Consider the following 18,795-nt stretch of genomic DNA (forward strand, 5'->3'; position numbering starts at 1 on the left):
TTCAGAAGGAGTGGCGGTAGTAGTTGCCCCAGTCGAAGTCGCGGTTGTTGCCCTCGCCGATGTGGGTGCGGAAGCCGTCGAAGCCGCCGCGGGCGCTGATGTTGAACTTCCACTCGCCGTGGCCGCCGGTGGCAAACCGGCGGGTGTGCCAGCCACCGTTGTCGTGGTAGGAGAAGTCGACGTAGGTGTTCTGGCGGTCGCGGTCGTGGTCCCAGGCCTGGATGTCGAAGTAGTAGCGGCCGTTGGAGTAGTACCAGTAGCCCTTGTACTCCGAGCGCTCCCCGCGCGACTCACCCCGGCCGAAGTCGGAGTAACCGGAGAACCAGTGCTTGGTGTACTGGGCCTGGGAAGCCGAGGCGGTGCTCGCCGTGGAGGCGGCCGAGGCGGTGGCGGCCTGGGCGGGAGCCGCGGCGATGCCGGCGGCCAGCGCGCCGGCGAGGGCGGTGCCGACCAGGATGCTACGAAGCTTGCTCATGAGGGATTTTCCTTTGAGTGAGTGCGCTCGGGGGGAGCGTGTGGGGCCTGGTGTCCGGTGAGCTTTGTGATGGCCGCTCGTTCCGGACAGCACTGACATTAGGCAGGCACAACGTCCCGTTCTGCGTACAAACGCACGCTCAGCACCGAGCGTGCACTACGACACACAAACAACCCCACTTTCCCCTCCCGGCACGGTGACAGCACCGGACAGCCTCCGACGAACCCGAGTAGCCATCTGCAAGGCCGTCGGCCCATTGATTGATCTGGTCAGGCCTGGCCGTATGCCACCATTCCCCGGCATGCCGTGCGCTGGAGAGGGCCGGCCATTGCCATCGATGGATGTCTACCGTCTTCCTCCCATCACCCGACGGCGTCGAGTATCCGTACCGGGGCATTCGCGCACATCCCAAAGTCAGGTAACAGCGCCAGAGGTCCAGCACCTCGCAAAGCTGCCTAACCAGCACATCCGGCGGCTCAACCTCGAACGGTGGTTCTGCCGCCGCTGCGCTGCCGGTCAACCACTGGCGAGTTCGCCGGTGGCGGTGTTGCCCGCAGTTGTCGTGCGACGGAGGAAGCCGGCGATGAGCTCGAGTTCGGCGTCGGTATAGTCCTCGCACAGCTGATCCATCTGGGCGTTCATGCCGGAGAAGAGCCGATACAGCTCGGCGTTGCGTTCACGGCGCGCCCGTACGGTGACGGCGCGGCGGTCGACGGCATCGGGATCGCGCTCGCGGACGATCCAGCCGCCGCGCTGAAGCCTGTCCAGGACGCCGGTCAGAGTGGCCGGGTGCAGCCCGGCCACGCGCGCCAGCGCGCTGGGGCTGAGAGGCCCCTGCCGGTTGATCAGGTCCAGGCAGTCCCAATCGGCGTCCTTGAGCTCGACACGCGCGCCGAACTGGCGGTTGAGCAACGACAGCTGGATGTTCAGGTCGCGCAGCGCCTCCTTGACCGCCCGGACCTGCTGTCGACGCTGGCGCATTCCATCTTGTACGGAACTCATATTGCATGACCTTCATATGAGATAGTATGGTTCTCATATGATACGACATTCGGATAAGGAATGTCATGAAAAAAGAGGTGCGCATGAAGATCACAGTCTTCGGGGCAACCGGCGGCATCGGCGGACACGTCGTTGAGCAGGCCCTGGACGCCGGCCATCACGTGACGGCGGTGATCCGCAACAGCTCCCGATTCGAGACGGCACATCCGGCACTCGGCATCGTCCGCGTGCCCGGCCTGACCGATCCCGAGCTCCTGCTGCCCGCGCTGGAGGGCAGCCACGCGGTGATCTCCGGAGTCGGTCCGCGCGGCCGCAAGGAAGGCCTCATAGCCACCCAGCTCACCCGCACCATCCTGGACGCCATCGGAGCCACCTACGTCCGGCGTTTTGTGGCCGTGAGCGCCGCACCGGTCGGCACGGTGCCCGACGGCGACAGCTTCGTCAACCGCCGCCTCATACTCCCCTTCTTCAGCGCTTTCCTCCGCGACCTGTACGCCGACCTGACCGAAATGGAACGACAGATCCAGCTCAGCACCACCGAGTGGACCGTCGTCCGCCCGCCCAAACTCACCAGCAAGCCCCTGACCGGCACCTACCGCACCGCCCTGGGCGCGAACGTGCCCCGCGGCTACTCCATCTCCCGCGCCGACACCGCCCACCTCATGCTCGCCACCCTCGACGACCCCGCCACCATCAAGCAAACGATCGGCATCGCCTACTGACTCTCAGGAGGAACCGTCGCGGTCCTTGTCACCGGAGCCACCGGCAACGTCGGCCGCCCTCTCACCGAAGACCCGGCCCGTTTCCTGCTGTCCGGGTTGCTCCCTGTTGCTGTCATCGGACATCAAAAAGCCCCGCTCCGTGATCGGCTCGAGGTGTTTCCACTCAGATGAGGTGATCAAGTGCGGGGTCGAACCGCGACCTCCCGCTTTTCAGTCGCGGTAATCACCCTGCTCACTCCGTGGGAGCTGAGAGTGGGGGTGCTGACGGTGGCCGAGGCGTGGCTGTAGTGGTGGACAACGAGGACACCCGAACTTGGCCGTGTCATCGACTTCCTTCGGTGTAAGCCGACGTTTCCAGCCGCCCGGTTCGGCAGAGCACGTTTCCCCCAGAGGCGGAGATTTCACATGATTCAGGGACGTACGGCAGGATTGTGACCATGACCTACGATCCGCGAACCGCCGCCGTTCTCGCCCTGCACTGGCAGGTAAACGTCATCAAGCCCGAGGGGTTTTTCGGCGCGATGCTCGGCGAGCCGGTCGCGCGCAGTGGCGTCGTGGAGCGTGCCGTACGGTTCCACCAATCCATGCGCGCCGCAGGAGTGCCGGTGGTCTTCACCCGGTTCACCGTGCCTGTGGGAGAGGGTGGCCTGGTCCGCAACACGGGCTTCATGAACGCGGTCGGCGATGCGCAGAAGGCCTTCCGTCCGGATGCTCCGGGGTCGCAGTTGATCCCGGAGATGCGGGCCCTGGCCGAGGTCGACCAGGTCGTCGACAACCAGAAGCTGTCCGGCCTGGCCGGGAACCACCTCCCCGAGTGGCTGGCCGAGCACGGGATCAACACGCTGTTGGTGACCGGGGTCGCCACCAACCTCACCGTCGAGCAAACCGCCAGGCACGGCACCGACCTGGGCCTCACCGTCCACACGATCAGCGACTGCGTCACGGCTGCGACCGACGAGGTTCACCACATGTCGCTGGCCAACCTGGATCTGGCGACGGCCGGCTGCCTGACGTCGGAGCACGTACTCAGCCTGTTCTCCTGAGCCGCCGGACATACAACGGACTCGATCGAGCCCAACGGCGCGACCGAACCGAGTCGGCTCCAGTGACGCGGCGACGAACCATCCTGACCGCGGCTTCCCCTCGTGGTGCTTTCGGCCGTCACCATCGCCGGGAAAGGAGACCGTTGCTGTCACTGGAGAGCAAAAAGCCCCGGCCGTGATCGGCTCGGGGCGTTTGTGCTGTTCAGTGGTGGGGCCGAACCTCTGGCCTTCCGCGTCCGGAGGAACGGTCCGTCGATTCCGGGTCGTGCCCGGTGAATTGGTGCCGGCCGGCGGAAGGATCAGCTGGCTTGCTGATCCTTCCGCCGGGTCGCCCTCGGAGGTGAAGTGCGTCGCTCCGTCATCGGGGGTTAGAAGGAGCGGCGGTAGTAGTTGCCCCAGTCGAAGTCACGGTTGTTGCCCTCGCCGATGTGGGTGCGGAAGCCGTCGAAGCCGCCGCGGGCGCTGATGTTGAACTTCCACTCGCCGTGGCCGCCGGTGGCAAACCGGCGGGTGTGCCAGCCGCCGTTGTCGTGGTAGCTGAAGTCGACGTAGGTGTTCTCCCGGTCCCGGTCGTGATCCCGAGCCTCGATGTCGAAGTAGTAGCGGCCGTTGGAGTAGTACCAGTAGCCCTTGTACTCCGAGCGCTCCCCGCGCGACTCACCCCGGCCGAAGCTGGAGTAACCGGAGAACCAGTGCTTGGCGTACTGCGCCTGGGAGACCGAAGCAGTGCTCGCCGTGGAGGCGGCAGAGGCGGTGGCGGCGGTGGCGGCCTGGGCGGGAGCGGCGGCGATGCCTGCGGCCAGCGCGCCGGCCAGGGCGGTGCCGACCAGGACGCTACGAAGCTTGCTCATGAGGGGACTTCCTTCTGGTGAGGACGCTCGGGTGAGTGTGTGGTGCTGGTGTCCGGTGAGCTTTGTGATGGCCGCTCGTTCCGGACAGCACTGACATTAGGCAGGCACAACGTCCCGTTCTGCGTACAAACGCACGCTCAGCACCGAGCGTGCACTACGACACACAAACAACCCCAATTTCCCCTCCCGGCACGGTGGCAGCACCGGACAGCCTCCGACGAACCCGGGTAGCCATCCGCAAGGCCGCCGGCCCATTGATTGATCTGGTCAGGCCTGGCCGTACGCCAACGTTCCCCGACATGCCGTGCGCTGAGAGGGCCGGCCACACCCCCGAAGATTGCCGCAGCCTTTTGTGCAACGGTGATCACTGTCGGCGTAGGGTGCACGCAGGTCACCGCACGGCAAGAACGGCGATGGGCGACACGATGGACTTGGCGAGTTGGCAGGATCGGTTCGACGGCCTGGCCCGCCGGCATGGTGTGCCGGGAGCCTCCTTGGCGGTATTGGCCGACAAGCAGGTGCAGGCGCTGACCACCGGGGTGCTGCACTCCGGGACCGGCGTCGAGGCGACGACCGATTCACTGTTTCAGATCGGGTCCATCACCAAGGCCTACACCGCAACCGTGGTGATGGGGCTGGTGGAACAGGGCCTGACCACGCTCGACACCCCGGTGGCCGACGTCCTGCCGGGGTTTCGGGTCGCCGATGCGGAGGTGAGCGAGCGCGTCACCCTGCGGCATTTGCTGGCCCATACCTCGGGGATCAACGGGGACCTGTTCATCGACACCGGACGGGGTGACGACTGCCTCGAACGGTACGTCGACGCGTGTGCGGACCTGCCCCAGTGCCACCCGCTCGGCGCCATGTTCTCCTACTGCACCGCCGGTTACGTCATCTTGGGCCGCGTCATCGAACTCTTGACCGGCACCTCGTGGGACACCGCGATACGCGAACGGTTACTCGACCCGGCCAAGCTGGACCGCACCTGGACGTTGCCCGAGGACGTGCTGCGGTTCCGCGCCGCCATGGGACACCTCACGCAAGACGGCCAAACCCAACCGGCGCCCGTGTGGAGTTTTCCCCGTAACGGGGGGCCGGACGGCGGGATCTGCGCCACCGCCACCGACGTGGTGACCTTCGCCAAGCTGCACCTCGACAGCGACGCACCCCGTTTCACCGACATGCGTAAGCCTCAGGTCGACGTACCCAATCCTTACGGAACCTACGACCGGTGGGGTCTGGGCTGGGCCCTGTTCGACTGGGACCGGCCGGTCTTCGGCCATGACGGAGACACGATCGGCCAGGCTGCGGCGCTGCGCGTCGTACCCGACGCGGGAGTTGCGGTGGCACTGCTGGCCAACATCGACGTGTTCGGCGCGTTTTCCCGAGAGGTGTTCTCCGAGCTGCTCCCGGTCTTGTGCGACCTCAGGATGCCGGAACCGCCGGCACCCCCTCCCGTCCCTGCCCCCGTGGAGTTGAAGCGCTACGTCGGAGTGTACGAACGGGTGGGCACACGGGTGGAGGTGGCGCTTCGCGACGGGCGACTGCGGACCCTCGTGACACCGACCGGTGCGCTTGCGGCCCTCATGCCACCCCAAGAGAGCGAGCTCGTCGCTGTCGCCGACGGCCGATTCCTTCAAAAGCAGCCGGAATCCGATCGGTGGGTGTCTACCGTCTTCCTCTCATCACCTGACGGCGCCGAGTATCTGTACCGGGGCATTCGCGCACATCCCAAAGTCAGGTAACAGCGCCGGAGGTCCGGTACGCGGACACGATCACTCTCATGGTCGGTCTCAGGCCAGAAGGCGAACACGGGCCTGCAGCGGGAACCACCGGCGCACGCCAGACCGCCTCGATGGCGGGGAGGGTTGTCGCGACGTGAAGGGGTGCGCACGCCCGTCTGGGCGAGCCGGCGGCCGATTCGGCCTGTGCGTCCCGCGTGGCCAGGTCAGGGGCGAGCTCCGATCGAACCGCACTCGTCAGCGGCGATACGAACCGATGGCTCACAAATCGGTATCATGCTACCGTATTTCCATGCCGATTATGTGATAACCGGCTTGATAAGAACGCAAGGCGGTCGACAAGGACCCCAGATCGCCTGCCGGGCAACACCCACACGTTCGCCGGGCAATGGACAGCTGCCTCCGACACGCCTGCGGTCATCGGCACCCGGCTCACACCAATTCCGCGAAACAAGATCGGAAAGATATCAACATGCCCCTCTCTTCAGCCTCCCATCTCCTCTCGTCCGTCAGAGGGCCCGTCCTCTTCGCGGAAGACGACGGTTTCGCCGATGAGGCGTCGGTGTTCAACATGACCGTCGCGCATCATCCTCATGTGATCGTCGGTGCCACCGGCGTGGCGGACGTCCAGGCGGCGGTGCGCTTCGCAAGAGACCTGAACCTCCCCGTCGCGGTCCTCAACACCGGTCACGGCCCTTCCGTGTCCGCTTCCGAAGAGACCGTCTTGATCACCACGCGTCGCATGACGGGGGTGAGGATCGACAGCGTGAAAAAGACCGTTCGGGTCGAAGCCGGCGTCCGCTGGGGACAGGTGGTGGAAGAGGCCGCCAAGGTCGGACTCGCGCCGCTCGCCGGTTCCTCACCACAGGTCGGTGTCGTCGGTTACACGCTCGGCGGCGGGGTGAGCATCGCGTTGGGGCGGGCCTTCGGCTACGCGGCCGACCATGTCCAGGAGATCGAGGTCGTGACCGCGGACGGCGAACTCCACCACGTCACACCGGATTCCGACGCAGACCTGTTCTTCGCCCTGCGCGGAGGCAGGGGCAACTTCGGCGTCGTCACCGCGATGGAGTTCAGCCTGTTCCCCGTACGGGAACTGTACGCGGGAGCCCTGCATTTCCCGGGTGACAACGCGCGCGAGGTGCTGCAGGCCTACGGGCGGTTCGCTTCCAAGGCGCCCGACGAATTGACTTCGTCGATCGTCTTCCTGCGCGCGCCCGACCTGCCTTTTGTCCCCGAATTCATGAGGGGGAAGCTCACCGTCTCCATACGGATCTCCTATCTGGGCTCGGCGCATGACGGTGAATCACTGGTCGCCCCTTTGCGGGCGGCTGCGCCGGTACTCGCCGACACCGTGACCATGATGCCCTTCTCGGACATGGCTTCCATTGCCAATGATCCGACCGAACCGGGCGCCGCCGTGGAGCACTTCGCCATGCTCGACGAACTGTCTCCGTCAGCAATGGAAGCGATCCTCGACATTGTCGGACCGGATTCCGATACGCGCATCACCATGGTCAACGTGGCCCATCTCGGCGGCGCACTTGGAATGCCGCCGGAAAGGGCGAACGCGGTGGGACGGCGCGATGCCGCTTTCTCCCTTTTCGCATTGACGGCCGTCCCGCCCAACGCTGTGGCCGCCTACAAGAACGTGGGCCTGGAACTGACCGACAGAGTCACGTCCGGCCGGAAGCACCCCGGATATCTCTCGCCGGCGGACGCCTCCGTCGAGAGCGTACGGCTGGCGTACGACGAGCCGACCTATGAGCGTCTCCAGGCGGCGAAAACCCTGCACGACCCGCGCAACATGTTCCGCTGCAACCACAACATCCCGCCCCGCGCGTAGTCGTCGGCGACTCAGCGGGCTTCGTTCTCTCTCCGCTCCACGGCAACGCTCTCGGCCATTGCCGGCCGCCCCCGGCTCCGGCCGGACGACGTGGGGGGATGCATGATCCGGGAGACGACTCGCACCTGTCCGGATCAGACGTCCCGCCTGGCTTGACTGCCATCAGGCATGACCTTACGGTACGGCCATGCCTATAGCGAGTCGCAAGAAGCGTGCCGGCGGGGCGAAACGCACCCTTGTTCTGGACGCGGTGATAGTTGTACTCGCCGAACGCGGATATGAGAACACACGCTTTGCCGATGTATCGACCGCCAGCGGCGTCGCGATCAGCACACTGCAGAATTACTTCGGCTCGCGCGAGGACATGGTCATCGAGGCCATGGAGCTCTCCGCCGACCGGGAGGTGGCCGCCCTTGAAACAGTGGCCACCACCGAACTCGATCCGTGGGAGCGCCTGGTTGCAATGATCGACCGCAGCCTGGGGCTTTCCGATCACGATCAGCAGATGCTCGTCGAATTCTGGCGGTCCGCCATGCGGGACGACGAACTTCGCGAATACAGCGTGGAAATGCGGATGCGCTACCAGGCGCCTTTTCTGGCCGCGTTAAGGGAAGGAAGTGAGCGGGGAGCATTCAGACTCACCCATAAACCCGACGACGTGGCTGATTTTGTGCTCTCCGCACTGGCCGGAGCCATCATCTCCCGTGCCCTGCACCATCCCTCGCCGTCTCCCGCCGACTTCCGCGGTGTCCTCTTGTCCCAACTCCGGCTGATGCTGGGACTCGGAGGCTGAACGACGTTTCGGGGTTCGGCCTCGTGATGGGGTGGAAGGGGTACACCCTACCCGCGCGCACACGATCGGGCCGGATGCGTCTCTGACGGCATCGTTTCAGGGGCGAGCCGCGGGCCCGAGTGCACGCGGTCATGCCGCTGGACCGGTCGCCAGTGCCCACCGGCCATGGCCAAGGGCGGGGTGCGCGGTCGCCACATGCACAGCCGAGGCGGAGCCGCGGTCGCTACGTGCTCGGGCCCTGACCAGCCAGCCCAGCCGGGCGCTCGCGTCCTTCACCCGTGCCAAGACCCGGGTCCTCGGTCGATCACCTCGCCGACGTCGGAATTCGCCGGCACATCCCCATGACAACGAATGGAATGAGCATGATCTGGACAGCAGGTTTCCGCACGGCCGTGATCAGTCCCTACGAGCAGATCCAGCTCACCCAACCGCGCGGCTTCGCCGACCAAACGGTGCGCCAGGTGCTGCACATGGCCGGCGGCGGAGAACGCCTCCGAATACGCCTGACAAACCGTTACGGTCGCACCCCCCTGATCATCGCCGCCGCGACGGCCGCCACCGAGCACGGACGGGCCGCCCTCACCTTCGACGGTGCCGAGACGGTCACCCTCCCGCCGGGAGATGAGATCGTCGGCGACCCGATGGATCTCCCGGTCGCCTCCGGCGCCGACCTGCTCCTCAGCCTCTATCTCCCCCAGGAGACGGGCCTGGCCACCTATTCCCACATGCCCATGGAGACCGCTCACATCGTCGGCGGAAACCACGTCGCCTCTCCCGCCCTCCCTGTGACCGAGCAGGTGGAAGCCAGGTTCTACGTCTCAGGCGTCGACGTGCTCACCCCGGACGACACCGCGATCGCCGTGGCGTTCGGCGACTCCTGGTTCGAAGGGGTCGGCTCCACCACCGGCGCGAACAACCGTTCCGTGGACTTCCTCAACCGGCGCCTCAAGCGGGGATGGGTCGTCAACCAGGGCATCGCCGGAAACCGCCTCCTGAAAAACGAGGTCGGCGAGCACGCGCTGGCGCGCTTCGACCGCGACGTCCTCACGATTCCCGGCCTGACCCACGTCCTGGTGCACTTCGGCATCAACGACCTCGGCCTGCCCGGCATGCTCGGCGAGCCTCCCGCCACCGCCGATGCCCTCATCGAAGGCTTCACGGCCCTGGCCCGCCGCGCCCACGCGGCCGACCTGAAGATCCTCGCTGCCACCATCGGCCCCTTCGCGGGCGCCTACCCCGGGATCAGTACGCCTGCGGGCCTGGCCGCCCGACGCGAGGTGAACGACTGGATCCGTACCACCGACACTTTCGACGCCGTCTTCGATGTGGCCCGAGCCGTCGAGAACCCCGAAGCCCCCGACTACATCCACCCCGCCCTGGACAGCGGCGACGGCATGCACCTGAACGACAGAGGCGCCCAGGCCATGGCCGACTCCGTGAACCTGGAAACCCTCGCCCTTGGCGTTCGGCCCGGACGGCCTTCCGCCACCCGGTGATGTCCCCCGCCAGACCTGCCCCTCTGGGGGTTGGCAACGGTCACCTCGTCCTGGTCTGGCGCTCGGCGACCAGCTTGAAGACGCGTTTGAACTCCGCGTACGCCTCCTCGCCGACCGTCCGCGCGTGCTCGGCCTCCATCTCCGCGAGGACGGCGTCCGACTTCACCAGGTGCTCGCGGCCCAGTTCGGTGGGCACTATGAGCTTGGCCCTGCGATCGGCGGGATCCGGCTGCCGCTCCACGTACCCGATCGCCACCAACTCGTCCACCAGGGTGCCGATCACCTGCTTGTGCTGGCCCGACTGAGCGGCCAGGTCGGAGGCCCGGCTGCCCTCCACGTCCAGGTAGGCCAGCACGGCCCCGTGCCGTGGCCGGACCTGGGTTTCCCCCATCTCCGACAGCCGGGAGAACAACTCTTTCTGCAGGCTGAACAGCGTCCGGCTGGACAGGATCCCCAAGTCGGGCATCTCCCGCTTGCGCTCGCTCCTACGCACCGCACGCCCCTCATTTAGTCACCAATTTTGACTGTCACTAATTCTTACTATATCGTCGTGGTGTGACGACGACAGTAGAACTCACCAGGTTCCGCGTCTCTTCCGAGCACGCGACGGACCTCATCGCCGCCCGTGGCGGAATGATCGCGGATTTCCAGGCCGACCGGGACGGTTTCCTGGGCGCCAAGCTGATCCAGCTGTCCGATGGCGAATGGCTGGACATCGTGGAGTGGCGCTCACCGGCCGACTTCGCGGCCTCCCGCACCAAGGGCGGCAATCTGCCTGGAATCCGGGCTTTCTTCGCCCTGATCGACGAACTCATTTCCACGGAAGAGGGGACATTGCGATGACCATCCTGATCACCGGTGCCAACGGCAACGTCTCCGGCGAGGTACTGCGCTCGCTGGAGGGCACGGCGGACCTGCGGGTGCTGGTACGTGACAGGGCCAAAGCGCCGTCAGGTGTCGAGGTGGCGGTCGGCGACCTCCACCACCCGGAGACGCTGGACCAGGCGTTCGAGGGCGTGGACACGGTGTGGCTGCTGAACGCCATGGGCCCGGACTCCACGCATGCCAGCAGCAACGCACTCTGGGCGGCCAGGAAGGCGGGCGTACGGCACATCGTCCGCATGTCGGCCATCGGCGCGGGGCACGACGCACCGACCCGCAACGGCCGGCTGCACATCCTGTCGGACACCGAGCTCGCGGCCTCGGACCTCGGCTGGACCATCATCCGCCCGGCGTACTTCATGCAGAACATTCTCGGCTCGGTCAACGGCGACACCTTCTACGGTGCTCCCGGGGAGGGCCGGGTCGGCATGATCGACGTAAGGGACATCGCCGACTTCGCCGCCACCGTACTCCGTGACCCCGCGCGCCACGAAGGGGAGACCTACACGATCACTGGGCCGGAGAGCATCAGACTGCGGGACATGACGGACACGCTGTCGGAGGTGTACGGCAGGCCGATCACCTACCAGCCGGTGAGCCCGGACGACGCCTACCCCGCGATGCTGAAGGCCGGGATGAAGGAGTGGGACGCGGCGGTCTCCAAGGAGTATCTGAAGGCCTACGACGCGGGCTGGGGCGACTACACCACACCCACGTACACCGCCGTGACGGGCCGTCCGGGCAGGACGTTCGCCCAGTTCGCCCGCGACTACGCCTACAAGCTCGGCGGATGAGGCCGCGCCGGCACGCGATCAGAAGTCGGTCAGTCAGGAGTCGGTCAGAGCGAGTGGTGCCGGCCGGCGGAAGGATCAGCTGGCTTGCTGATCCTTCTGCCGGGTCGCCCTCGTACGTGAAGTGCGTCGCTCCGTCATCGGGGGTTAGAAGGAGTGGCGGTAGTAGTTGCCCCAGTCGAAGTCGCGGTTGTTGCCCTCGCCGATGTGGGTGCGGAAGCCGTCGAAGCCGCCGCGGGCGCTGATGTTGAACTTCCACTCGCCGTGGCCGCCGGTGGCAAACCGGCGGGTGTGCCAGCCGCTGTTGTCGTGGTAGGAGAAGTCGACGTAGGTGTTCTCCCGGTCACGGTCGTGATCACGAGCCTCGATGTCGAAGTAGTAGCGGCCGTTCGAGTAGTACCAGTAGCCGCGGTATTCCGAGCGCTCCCCGCGGGATTCGCCGCGGCCGAAGCTGGAGTAGCCGGAGAACCAGTGCTTGGTGTACTGCGCCTGAGAAGCCGAGGCGGTGCTCGCCGTGGAGGCGGCAGAGGCGGTGGTGGCGGTGGCGGCCTGGGCGGGGGCCGCGGCGATGCCGGCCGCCAGCGCGCCGGCCAGGGCGGTGCCGACCAGGATGCTACGAAGCTTGCTCATGAGGGATTTTCCTTTGCGTGAGGGCGCTCGGGTGAGTGTGTGGGGCTTGGTGTCCGGTGAGCTTTGTGATGGCCGCTCGTTCCGGACAGCACTGACATTAGGCAGGCACAACGTCCCGTTCTGCGTACAAACGCACGCTCAGCACCGAGCGTGCACTACGACACACAAACCACCCCACTTTCCCCTCCCGGCACGGTGGCAACCCGGCGCAGGGTGACACCCCGACGGAACCGGATAACCTCCGGCGAAACACGGGAAACCATCCGCAGGGCCGCAGGCCTCAGGGACACGCACTTTCACGACCTCCGCAGCACACACGCGATCCTGCTGCCCAACCCAGAGGTCCGCCTCAGACAGCGCTCGGATTCACCGACGAGCACGCTTCCTCTGCCAACTGAAGGTCGAGCGCACCGATGACCTCACCGCCAAGGTCAAGCAGGTCAGTGCGCCCCTTACCCACCGACGGGCCGATTTTCGAGCCAGGCGGACCAATCACCCTGCTCTGCAAACGCAGAAAAGGGCCACCCCAAACGGGGTGACCCTTCTCTGAATGATTGTCCGGCGGTGACCTACTCTCCCACACCGTCCCCGGTGCAGTACCATCGGCGCTGAAGAGCTTAACTTCCGGGTTCGGAATGTAACCGGGTGTTTCCCCTTCGCCATAACCGCCGTAACCCTATTAAACAATCAACCACACACGGCGCATACGCCAGCGGTGTTTGCTGTTTCAGAATCACATAGTGGACGCGGGCAACACAATCTGCATACCATGAACCGATCACGCGCTGCTCCGGACCCGGCGAGGATACAGAGCGCAGCGACAACCACATTCACACACACAGCACTGTTGCTTTGTGGTCAAGTCCTCGGCCTATTAGTACCGGTCAGCTCCACACGTTACCATGCTTCCACCTCCGGCCTATCAACCCGGTCGTCTCCCGGGGGCCTTACCCACTTTCGTGGTGGGAGACCTCATCTCAAGGCGAGCTTCCCGCTTAGATGCTTTCAGCGGTTATCCCTTCCGAACGTAGCCAACCAGCCATGCTCCTGGCGGAACAACTGGCACACCAGAGGTTCGTCCGTCCCGGTCCTCTCGTACTAGGGACAGCTCCTTTCAAGTCTCCTGCGCGCGCAGCGGATAGGGACCGAACTGTCTCGCGACGTTCTAAACCCAGCTCGCGTACCGCTTTAATGGGCGAACAGCCCAACCCTTGGGACCTACTCCAGCCCCAGGATGCGACGAGCCGACATCGAGGTGCCAAACCATCCCGTCGATATGGACTCTTGGGGAAGATCAGCCTGTTATCCCCGGGGTACCTTTTAGCCGTTGAGCGACGGCGCTTCCACATGCCACCGCCGGATCACTAGTCCCAGCTTTCGCTCCTGCTCGACCCGTCGGTCTCACAGTCAAGCTCCCTTGTGCACTTACACTCGACACCTGATTACCAACCAGGCTGAGGGAACCTTTGGGCGCCTCCGTTACTCTTTAGGAGGCAACCGCCCCAGTTAAACTACCCACCAGACACTGTCCCTGATCCGGATCACGGACCGAAGTTAGACGTTCAAAACGACCAGAGTGGTATTTCACCAATGACTCCACCGCCACTAGCGTGACAGCTTCACCGTCTCCCACCTATCCTACACAAGACGTTCCAAACGCCAATGTCAAGCTGTAGTGAAGGTCCCGGGGTCTTTCCGTCCTGCTGCGCGTAACGAGCATCTTTACTCGTAGTGCAATTTCGCCGGGTCTGCGGTTGAGACAGCGGGGAAGTCGTTACGCCATTCGTGCAGGTCGGAACTTACCCGACAAGGAATTTCGCTACCTTAGGATGGTTATAGTTACCACCGCCGTTTACTGGCGCTTAAGTTCTCAGCCTCGCAGGACTTACGTCCCGCTAACCGGTCCCCTTAACGTTCCAGCACCGGGCAGGCGTCAGTCCGTATACATCGTCTTACGACTTCGCACGGACCTGTGTTTTTAGTAAACAGTCGCTTCCCCCTGGCCTCTGCGACCCCCACCAGCTCACAAAGCAAGTCTGATCACCAGCGGAGGCCCCCCTTCTCCCGAAGTTACGGGGGCAATTTGCCGAGTTCCTTAACCACAGTTCACCCGATCGCCTTGGTATTCTCTACCTGACCACCTGAGTCGGTTTGGGGTACGGGCCGCCACGACACTCACTAGAGGCTTTTCTCGGCAGCATAGGATCACCCACTTCGCCACAATCGGCTCGGCATCACATCTCAGGATACATAGACCGCGGATTTGCCTACGGTCCTCCCTACATGCTTACCCCAGGACTACCATCGCCTGGGCTGGGCTACCTTCCTGCGTCACCCCATCGCTTACCTACTACCAGTTCAGGTCAGGCGTTCGGCCTCACCCCAAACACCCCGAAGGGTGCGTGCAGGGGACTTAAGGACCCTTAGTATCACTGGATTCAGTATTGGCGCATCGTAGCGGGTACGGGAATATCAACCCGTTGTCCATCGACTACGCCTGTCGGCCTCGCCTTAGGTCCCGACTTACCCTGGGCGGATTAGCCTGGCCCAGGAACCCTTGGTCATCCGGCGCAGAAGTTTCTCACTTCTGATTCGCTACTCATGCCTGCATTCTCACTCGCACGGCCTCCACAGCTGGATCACTCCGCTGCTTCGCCGGCCGCACGACGCTCCCCTACCCATCCACACACCTAAACCACAAAGGCTCAGCTATTGTGTGAATGCCACGACTTCGGCGGTGTACTTGAGCCCCGCTACATTGTCGGCGCGGAATCACTTGACCAGTGAGCTATTACGCACTCTTTCAAGGGTGGCTGCTTCTAAGCCAACCTCCTGGTTGTCACTGCGACTCCACATCCTTTCCCACTTAGCACACGCTTAGGGGCCTTAGTCGGTGGTCTGGGCTGTTTCCCTCTCGACTACGGAGCTTATCCCCCGCAGTCTCACTGCTGCGCTCTCACTTACCGGCATTCGGAGTTTGGCTGACGTCAGTAACCTTGTCGGGCCCATTAGCCATCCAGTGCTCTACCTCCGGCAAGAAACACGCAACGCTGCACCTAAATGCATTTCGGGGAGAACCAGCTATCACGGAGTTTGATTGGCCTTTCACCCCTAAACACAGGTCATCCCCCAGGTTTTCAACCCTGGTGGGTTCGGTCCTCCACGCGGTCTTACCCGCGCTTCAACCTGCCCATGCCTAGATCACTCCGCTTCGGGTCTACAGCATGCGACTAAAGAGCGCCCTATTCAGACTCGCTTTCGCTACGGCTCCCCCACACGGGTTAACCTCGCCACACACCATAACTCGCAGGCTCATTCTTCAAAAGGCACGCAGTCACATCACAAACAAGGCAAGCCTTGTTTACGCTCCTACGGCTTGTAGGCACACGGTTTCAGGTACTATTTCACGACCCCTCACCGGGGCGCTTTTCACCTTTCCCTCACGGTACTTGTTCACTATCGGTCATCAGGGAGTATTTAGGCTTACCAGGTGGTCCTGGCAGATTCACACAGGATTTCTCGGGCCCCGTGCTACTTGGGATCCCCTCAAACAGTCAACAGGATTTCGCCTACCCGACTCTCACGGTCTACGGCGCCCCTTCCCAGAGGCTTCGACTATCCCACTGATTTCTTACTGTTTGCAGGAACGGCAGTTCCTGCTAGAAGGTCCCACAACCCCGCCCGCGCAACGCCTGCCGGCTATCACACGCGAACGGTTTAGCCTGATCCGCTTTCGCTCACCACTACTCACGGAATCACTATTTGTTTTCTCTTCCTACGGGTACTGAGATGTTTCACTTCCCCGCGTTACCACCAGCCGCCCTATACATTCAGGCGGAGGCAACACCACATGACTGGTGCTAGGTTTCCCCATTCGGACATCCCCGGATCAAAGTCTGGTTGGCGACTCCCCGGGGCTTAACGCAGCCTCCCACGTCCTTCATCGGCTCCTGATGCCAAGGCATCCACCGTGTGCCCTAAAAAACTTGGCCACAAAGATGCTCGCGTCCACTATGCAAATCTCAAACAACAAACAGCGACCGTGCCAGACCCATCACCAGACACCCGGTCAGAAACCGAATCGATGTGATGGAAGGCCGGTCCCGCACACGAGGAACAACGGCACCCACCCTCCACAGAAGGAAGAGATGAGCAAGCCTCAAGGCCGCCACCCGACGGCGGCAGCCCCAAAGCGGTCCGTTTCCTCAGGACCCAACAGTGTGTCCAGACCCATCTCGATTCCCTAGCCGGTCTTCCCACTCCCGTCCCCCGCAAGGGGGTTCAGGCGGTACCAACCGACCCAGGCGAACCCAGATCATCCGATTAGCCAGTGCTCCACTAATGAGCGTGTCACGCAGGAAACATTCGCCCCTGACCGTGACGTAGACCCCGCAGCTTCCGCTGCGCGGCCGGTGCTCCTTAGAAAGGAGGTGATCCAGCCGCACCTTCCGGTACGGCTACCTTGTTACGACTTCGTCCCAATCGCCAGCCCCACCTTCGACCGCTCCCCCCAGCAAGCTGGTTGGGCCACGGGCTTCGGGTGTTGCCGACTTTCGTGACGTGACGGGCGGTGTGTACAAGGCCCGGGAACGTATTCACCGCAGCGTTGCTGATCTGCGATTACTAGCGACTCCGACTTCATGGGGTCGAGTTGCAGACCCCAATCCGAACTGAGACCGGCTTTTAGGGATTCGCTCCACCTTGCGGTATCGCAGCCCTCTGTACCGGCCATTGTAGCATGTTTGCAGCCCAAGACATAAGGGGCATGATGACTTGACGTCATCCCCACCTTCCTCCGAGTTGACCCCGGCAGTCTCCAATGAGTCCCCAACCACCCGAAGGTGTTGCTGGCAACATTGAACAAGGGTTGCGCTCGTTGCGGGACTTAACCCAACATCTCACGACACGAGCTGACGACAGCCATGCACCACCTGTCACCCGATCCGAAGAGGCACCCATCTCTGAGTGTTTCCGGGCAATGTCAAGCCTTGGTAAGGTTCTTCGCGTTGCGTCGAATTAAGCAACATGCTCCGCCGCTTGTGCGGGCCCCCGTCAATTCCTTTGAGTTTTAGCCTTGCGGCCGTACTCCCCAGGCGGGGCGCTTAATGCGTTAGCTACGGCGCGGAAACCGTGGAAGGTCCCCACACCTAGCGCCCAACGTTTACAGCGTGGACTACCAGGGTATCTAATCCTGTTCGCTCCCCACGCTTTCGCTCCTCAGCGTCAGGTAAGGCCCAGAGAACCGCCTTCGCCACCGGTGTTCCTCCTGATATCTGCGCATTTCACCGCTACACCAGGAATTCCGTTCTCCCCTACCTACCTCTAGCCAGCCCGTATCGAATGCAGACCTGGAGTTAAGCCCCAAGCTTTCACACCCGACGTGACAAGCCACCTACGAGCTCTTTACGCCCAATAATTCCGGACAACGCTTGCGCCCTACGTATTACCGCGGCTGCTGGCACGTAGTTAGCCGGCGCTTCTTCTGCAGGTACACGTCAACTTCGTCCCTGCTGAAAGAGGTTTACAACCCGAAGGCCGTCATCCCCCACGCGGCGTCGCTGCGTCAGGCTTTCGCCCATTGCGCAATATTCCCCACTGCTGCCTCCCGTAGGAGTCTGGGCCGTGTCTCAGTCCCAGTGTGGCCGGTCGCCCTCTCAGGCCGGCTACCCGTCGTCGCCTTGGTAGGCCGTTACCCCACCAACAAGCTGATAGGCCGCGAGTCCATCCCCCACCGAAAAGACTTTCCACACCCACCCCATGCGAGGAGGTGTCATATCCGGTATTAGACCCAGTTTCCCGGGCTTATCCCAGAGTCGGGGGCAGGTTACTCACGTGTTACTCACCCGTTCGCCGCTCGAGTACCCCGAAGGGCCTTTCCGCTCGACTTGCATGTGTTAAGCACGCCGCCAGCGTTCGTCCTGAGCCAGGATCAAACTCTCCAAACAATGTCTGAAAAAGTTCACCCCAGCTGAAAGCACCCACTTCACCCCGCACCACAGATGGCGCACGATGACAGCGGATGTATCAACCAAAGGAATCCGTCCCCCACCCCAAAGGGGTGGGATGAACGGGGTTGTGCATCATGCACTGGCTTTTAACACACTGTTGAGTTCTCAAGAAACGGACGCGTACACCCTCCGCCGACCCTGTTGCAGGCCCGACGTCCGGGGCGTTCGTTCTGTTTTATTGTGTTCTTTCGTTGTGCCCTTATTCTTTCAGACCCGCTTTTTCGTGTCAAACCAGCTCATTTTCAACCAGTTGACTCGATCTTGCTTATCTTAGAGAAATTCGAGCGACCCCGTTTCCAGGGCAACCCCTCAAATTTACTCCACCACCCGGTTCATGTCGAATCGGGCCGCCCCGGGACACAAGTATCCCAAAAAGAGTGGAGATGATCGGGGAGGGTTCCGGGGACCCGGCGCTGCCGCCGTTTCCCTCAGGCCTGGTGGACTTTATGGACCCCCGTCCATCTCGTCAAATCAACCGGCCCCATCACGGCGGGTTCATCCGAGCCTGTCCGGC

Annotated in this window: 13 protein-coding genes and 3 rRNA genes; 8 read left to right on the forward strand and 8 right to left on the reverse strand. The window is 63.4% G+C overall.

From position 1 onward, the window contains the following. Position 1: 1 nt before the first annotated feature. Positions 2-475, reverse strand: a complete 474-nt coding sequence (locus DKM19_RS44845; RefSeq protein WP_110704736.1) for a hypothetical protein — start codon at positions 473-475, stop codon at positions 2-4. 516 nt (positions 476-991) lie between these two features. Then, a complete protein-coding gene (locus DKM19_RS44850; protein ID WP_110704737.1) occupies positions 992-1,477 on the reverse strand; it encodes a MarR family transcriptional regulator in 486 nt (161 codons plus the stop codon). A gap of 83 nt (positions 1,478-1,560) precedes the next feature. Here DKM19_RS44850 and DKM19_RS44855 point away from each other — a divergent pair, with 83 nt between their 5' ends. Both DKM19_RS44855 and DKM19_RS44860 read left to right on the forward strand, forming a co-directional pair. Beyond that, positions 1,561-2,199, forward strand: coding sequence for an NAD(P)-dependent oxidoreductase (locus DKM19_RS44855; RefSeq protein WP_110704738.1), 639 nt, complete (start codon positions 1,561-1,563; stop codon positions 2,197-2,199). A gap of 437 nt (positions 2,200-2,636) precedes the next feature. Continuing rightward, positions 2,637-3,242 carry a cysteine hydrolase gene (locus DKM19_RS44860; protein WP_110704739.1) on the forward strand — a complete coding sequence of 202 codons (606 nt, stop codon included), beginning with the start codon at positions 2,637-2,639 and terminating at the stop codon, positions 3,240-3,242. A gap of 368 nt (positions 3,243-3,610) precedes the next feature. On the opposite strand, the gene DKM19_RS44865 is transcribed toward DKM19_RS44860, so the two are convergent. Then, positions 3,611-4,093 carry a hypothetical protein gene (locus DKM19_RS44865; RefSeq protein ID WP_110704740.1) on the reverse strand — a complete coding sequence of 161 codons (483 nt, stop codon included), beginning with the start codon at positions 4,091-4,093 and terminating at the stop codon, positions 3,611-3,613. A 413-nt stretch (positions 4,094-4,506) separates the two neighbouring features. On the opposite strand from DKM19_RS44865, the gene DKM19_RS44870 reads away from it, so the two are divergent. From DKM19_RS44870 to DKM19_RS44885, 4 genes are all read left to right on the forward strand, one after another. Next, positions 4,507-5,838, forward strand: coding sequence for a serine hydrolase (locus DKM19_RS44870; protein WP_239513933.1), 1,332 nt, complete (start codon positions 4,507-4,509; stop codon positions 5,836-5,838). A gap of 568 nt (positions 5,839-6,406) precedes the next feature. Beyond that, positions 6,407-7,681: an FAD-binding oxidoreductase gene (locus tag DKM19_RS44875; RefSeq protein WP_239514539.1), complete on the forward strand. Its 1,275-nt coding sequence runs from the start codon at positions 6,407-6,409 to the stop codon at positions 7,679-7,681. Positions 7,682-7,868: 187 nt separating this feature from the next. After that, the gene (locus DKM19_RS44880) at positions 7,869-8,474 is read left to right on the forward strand and encodes a TetR/AcrR family transcriptional regulator (RefSeq protein WP_110704742.1); all 606 of its coding nucleotides are present in this window, start codon (positions 7,869-7,871) and stop codon (positions 8,472-8,474) included. Between the two features lie 362 nt (positions 8,475-8,836). Then, a complete protein-coding gene (locus DKM19_RS44885; RefSeq protein ID WP_204358514.1) occupies positions 8,837-9,970 on the forward strand; it encodes a GDSL-type esterase/lipase family protein in 1,134 nt (377 codons plus the stop codon). Positions 9,971-10,010: 40 nt separating this feature from the next. Here the strand turns inward: DKM19_RS44885 and DKM19_RS44890 are convergent, their stop codons facing one another. Continuing rightward, entirely contained in the window at positions 10,011-10,463 is a 453-nt protein-coding gene (locus DKM19_RS44890; protein WP_110704744.1) for a MarR family winged helix-turn-helix transcriptional regulator, read from the reverse strand. 62 nt (positions 10,464-10,525) lie between these two features. Here DKM19_RS44890 and DKM19_RS44895 point away from each other — a divergent pair, with 62 nt between their 5' ends. Together DKM19_RS44895 and DKM19_RS44900 are read left to right on the forward strand one after the other, a co-directional pair. Further along, positions 10,526-10,813 carry an antibiotic biosynthesis monooxygenase gene (locus DKM19_RS44895; protein ID WP_110704745.1) on the forward strand — a complete coding sequence of 96 codons (288 nt, stop codon included), beginning with the start codon at positions 10,526-10,528 and terminating at the stop codon, positions 10,811-10,813. Next, entirely contained in the window at positions 10,810-11,646 is an 837-nt protein-coding gene (locus tag DKM19_RS44900) for an SDR family oxidoreductase (protein WP_110704746.1), read from the forward strand. The genes DKM19_RS44895 and DKM19_RS44900 overlap by 4 nt, the downstream gene beginning before the upstream one ends. A 144-nt stretch (positions 11,647-11,790) precedes the next feature. Here the strand turns inward: DKM19_RS44900 and DKM19_RS44905 are convergent, their stop codons facing one another. From DKM19_RS44905 to DKM19_RS44920, 4 genes are all read right to left on the reverse strand, one after another. Then, on the reverse strand, positions 11,791-12,273 hold the full coding sequence (locus DKM19_RS44905) for a hypothetical protein (protein WP_110704747.1): 483 nt from the start codon (positions 12,271-12,273) through the stop codon (positions 11,791-11,793). A gap of 556 nt (positions 12,274-12,829) precedes the next feature. After that, positions 12,830-12,946: ribosomal RNA gene (rrf, locus tag DKM19_RS44910) — 5S ribosomal RNA — on the reverse strand. A 181-nt stretch (positions 12,947-13,127) separates the two neighbouring features. Next, positions 13,128-16,265, reverse strand: a 23S ribosomal RNA gene (locus DKM19_RS44915). 431 nt (positions 16,266-16,696) lie between these two features. After that, positions 16,697-18,218: ribosomal RNA gene (locus DKM19_RS44920) — 16S ribosomal RNA — on the reverse strand. The 16S, 23S and 5S rRNA genes sit together here, the layout of an rRNA operon. Positions 18,219-18,795 lie beyond the last annotated feature (577 nt).

Source organism: Streptosporangium sp. 'caverna' (assembly GCF_003203775.1).
GTDB classification, from domain to species: Bacteria; Actinomycetota; Actinomycetes; order Streptosporangiales; family Streptosporangiaceae; genus Streptosporangium; species Streptosporangium subroseum.

Coding starts and splice junctions, on each gene's coding strand:
- DKM19_RS44855 (WP_110704738.1), top strand. CDS start 1,561: ATGAAGATCACAGTCTTCGGGGCAACCGGCGGCATCGGCGGACACGTC.
- DKM19_RS44900 (WP_110704746.1), top strand. CDS start 10,810: ATGACCATCCTGATCACCGGTGCCAACGGCAACGTCTCCGGCGAGGTA.
- DKM19_RS44885 (WP_204358514.1), top strand. CDS start 8,837: ATGATCTGGACAGCAGGTTTCCGCACGGCCGTGATCAGTCCCTACGAG.
- DKM19_RS44865 (WP_110704740.1), bottom strand. CDS start 4,093: ATGAGCAAGCTTCGTAGCGTCCTGGTCGGCACCGCCCTGGCCGGCGCG.
- DKM19_RS44870 (WP_239513933.1), top strand. CDS start 4,507: ATGGGCGACACGATGGACTTGGCGAGTTGGCAGGATCGGTTCGACGGC.
- DKM19_RS44860 (WP_110704739.1), top strand. CDS start 2,637: ATGACCTACGATCCGCGAACCGCCGCCGTTCTCGCCCTGCACTGGCAG.
- DKM19_RS44875 (WP_239514539.1), top strand. CDS start 6,407: ATGACCGTCGCGCATCATCCTCATGTGATCGTCGGTGCCACCGGCGTG.
- DKM19_RS44845 (WP_110704736.1), bottom strand. CDS start 475: ATGAGCAAGCTTCGTAGCATCCTGGTCGGCACCGCCCTCGCCGGCGCG.
- DKM19_RS44905 (WP_110704747.1), bottom strand. CDS start 12,273: ATGAGCAAGCTTCGTAGCATCCTGGTCGGCACCGCCCTGGCCGGCGCG.
- DKM19_RS44850 (WP_110704737.1), bottom strand. CDS start 1,477: ATGAGTTCCGTACAAGATGGAATGCGCCAGCGTCGACAGCAGGTCCGG.
- DKM19_RS44880 (WP_110704742.1), top strand. CDS start 7,869: ATGCCTATAGCGAGTCGCAAGAAGCGTGCCGGCGGGGCGAAACGCACC.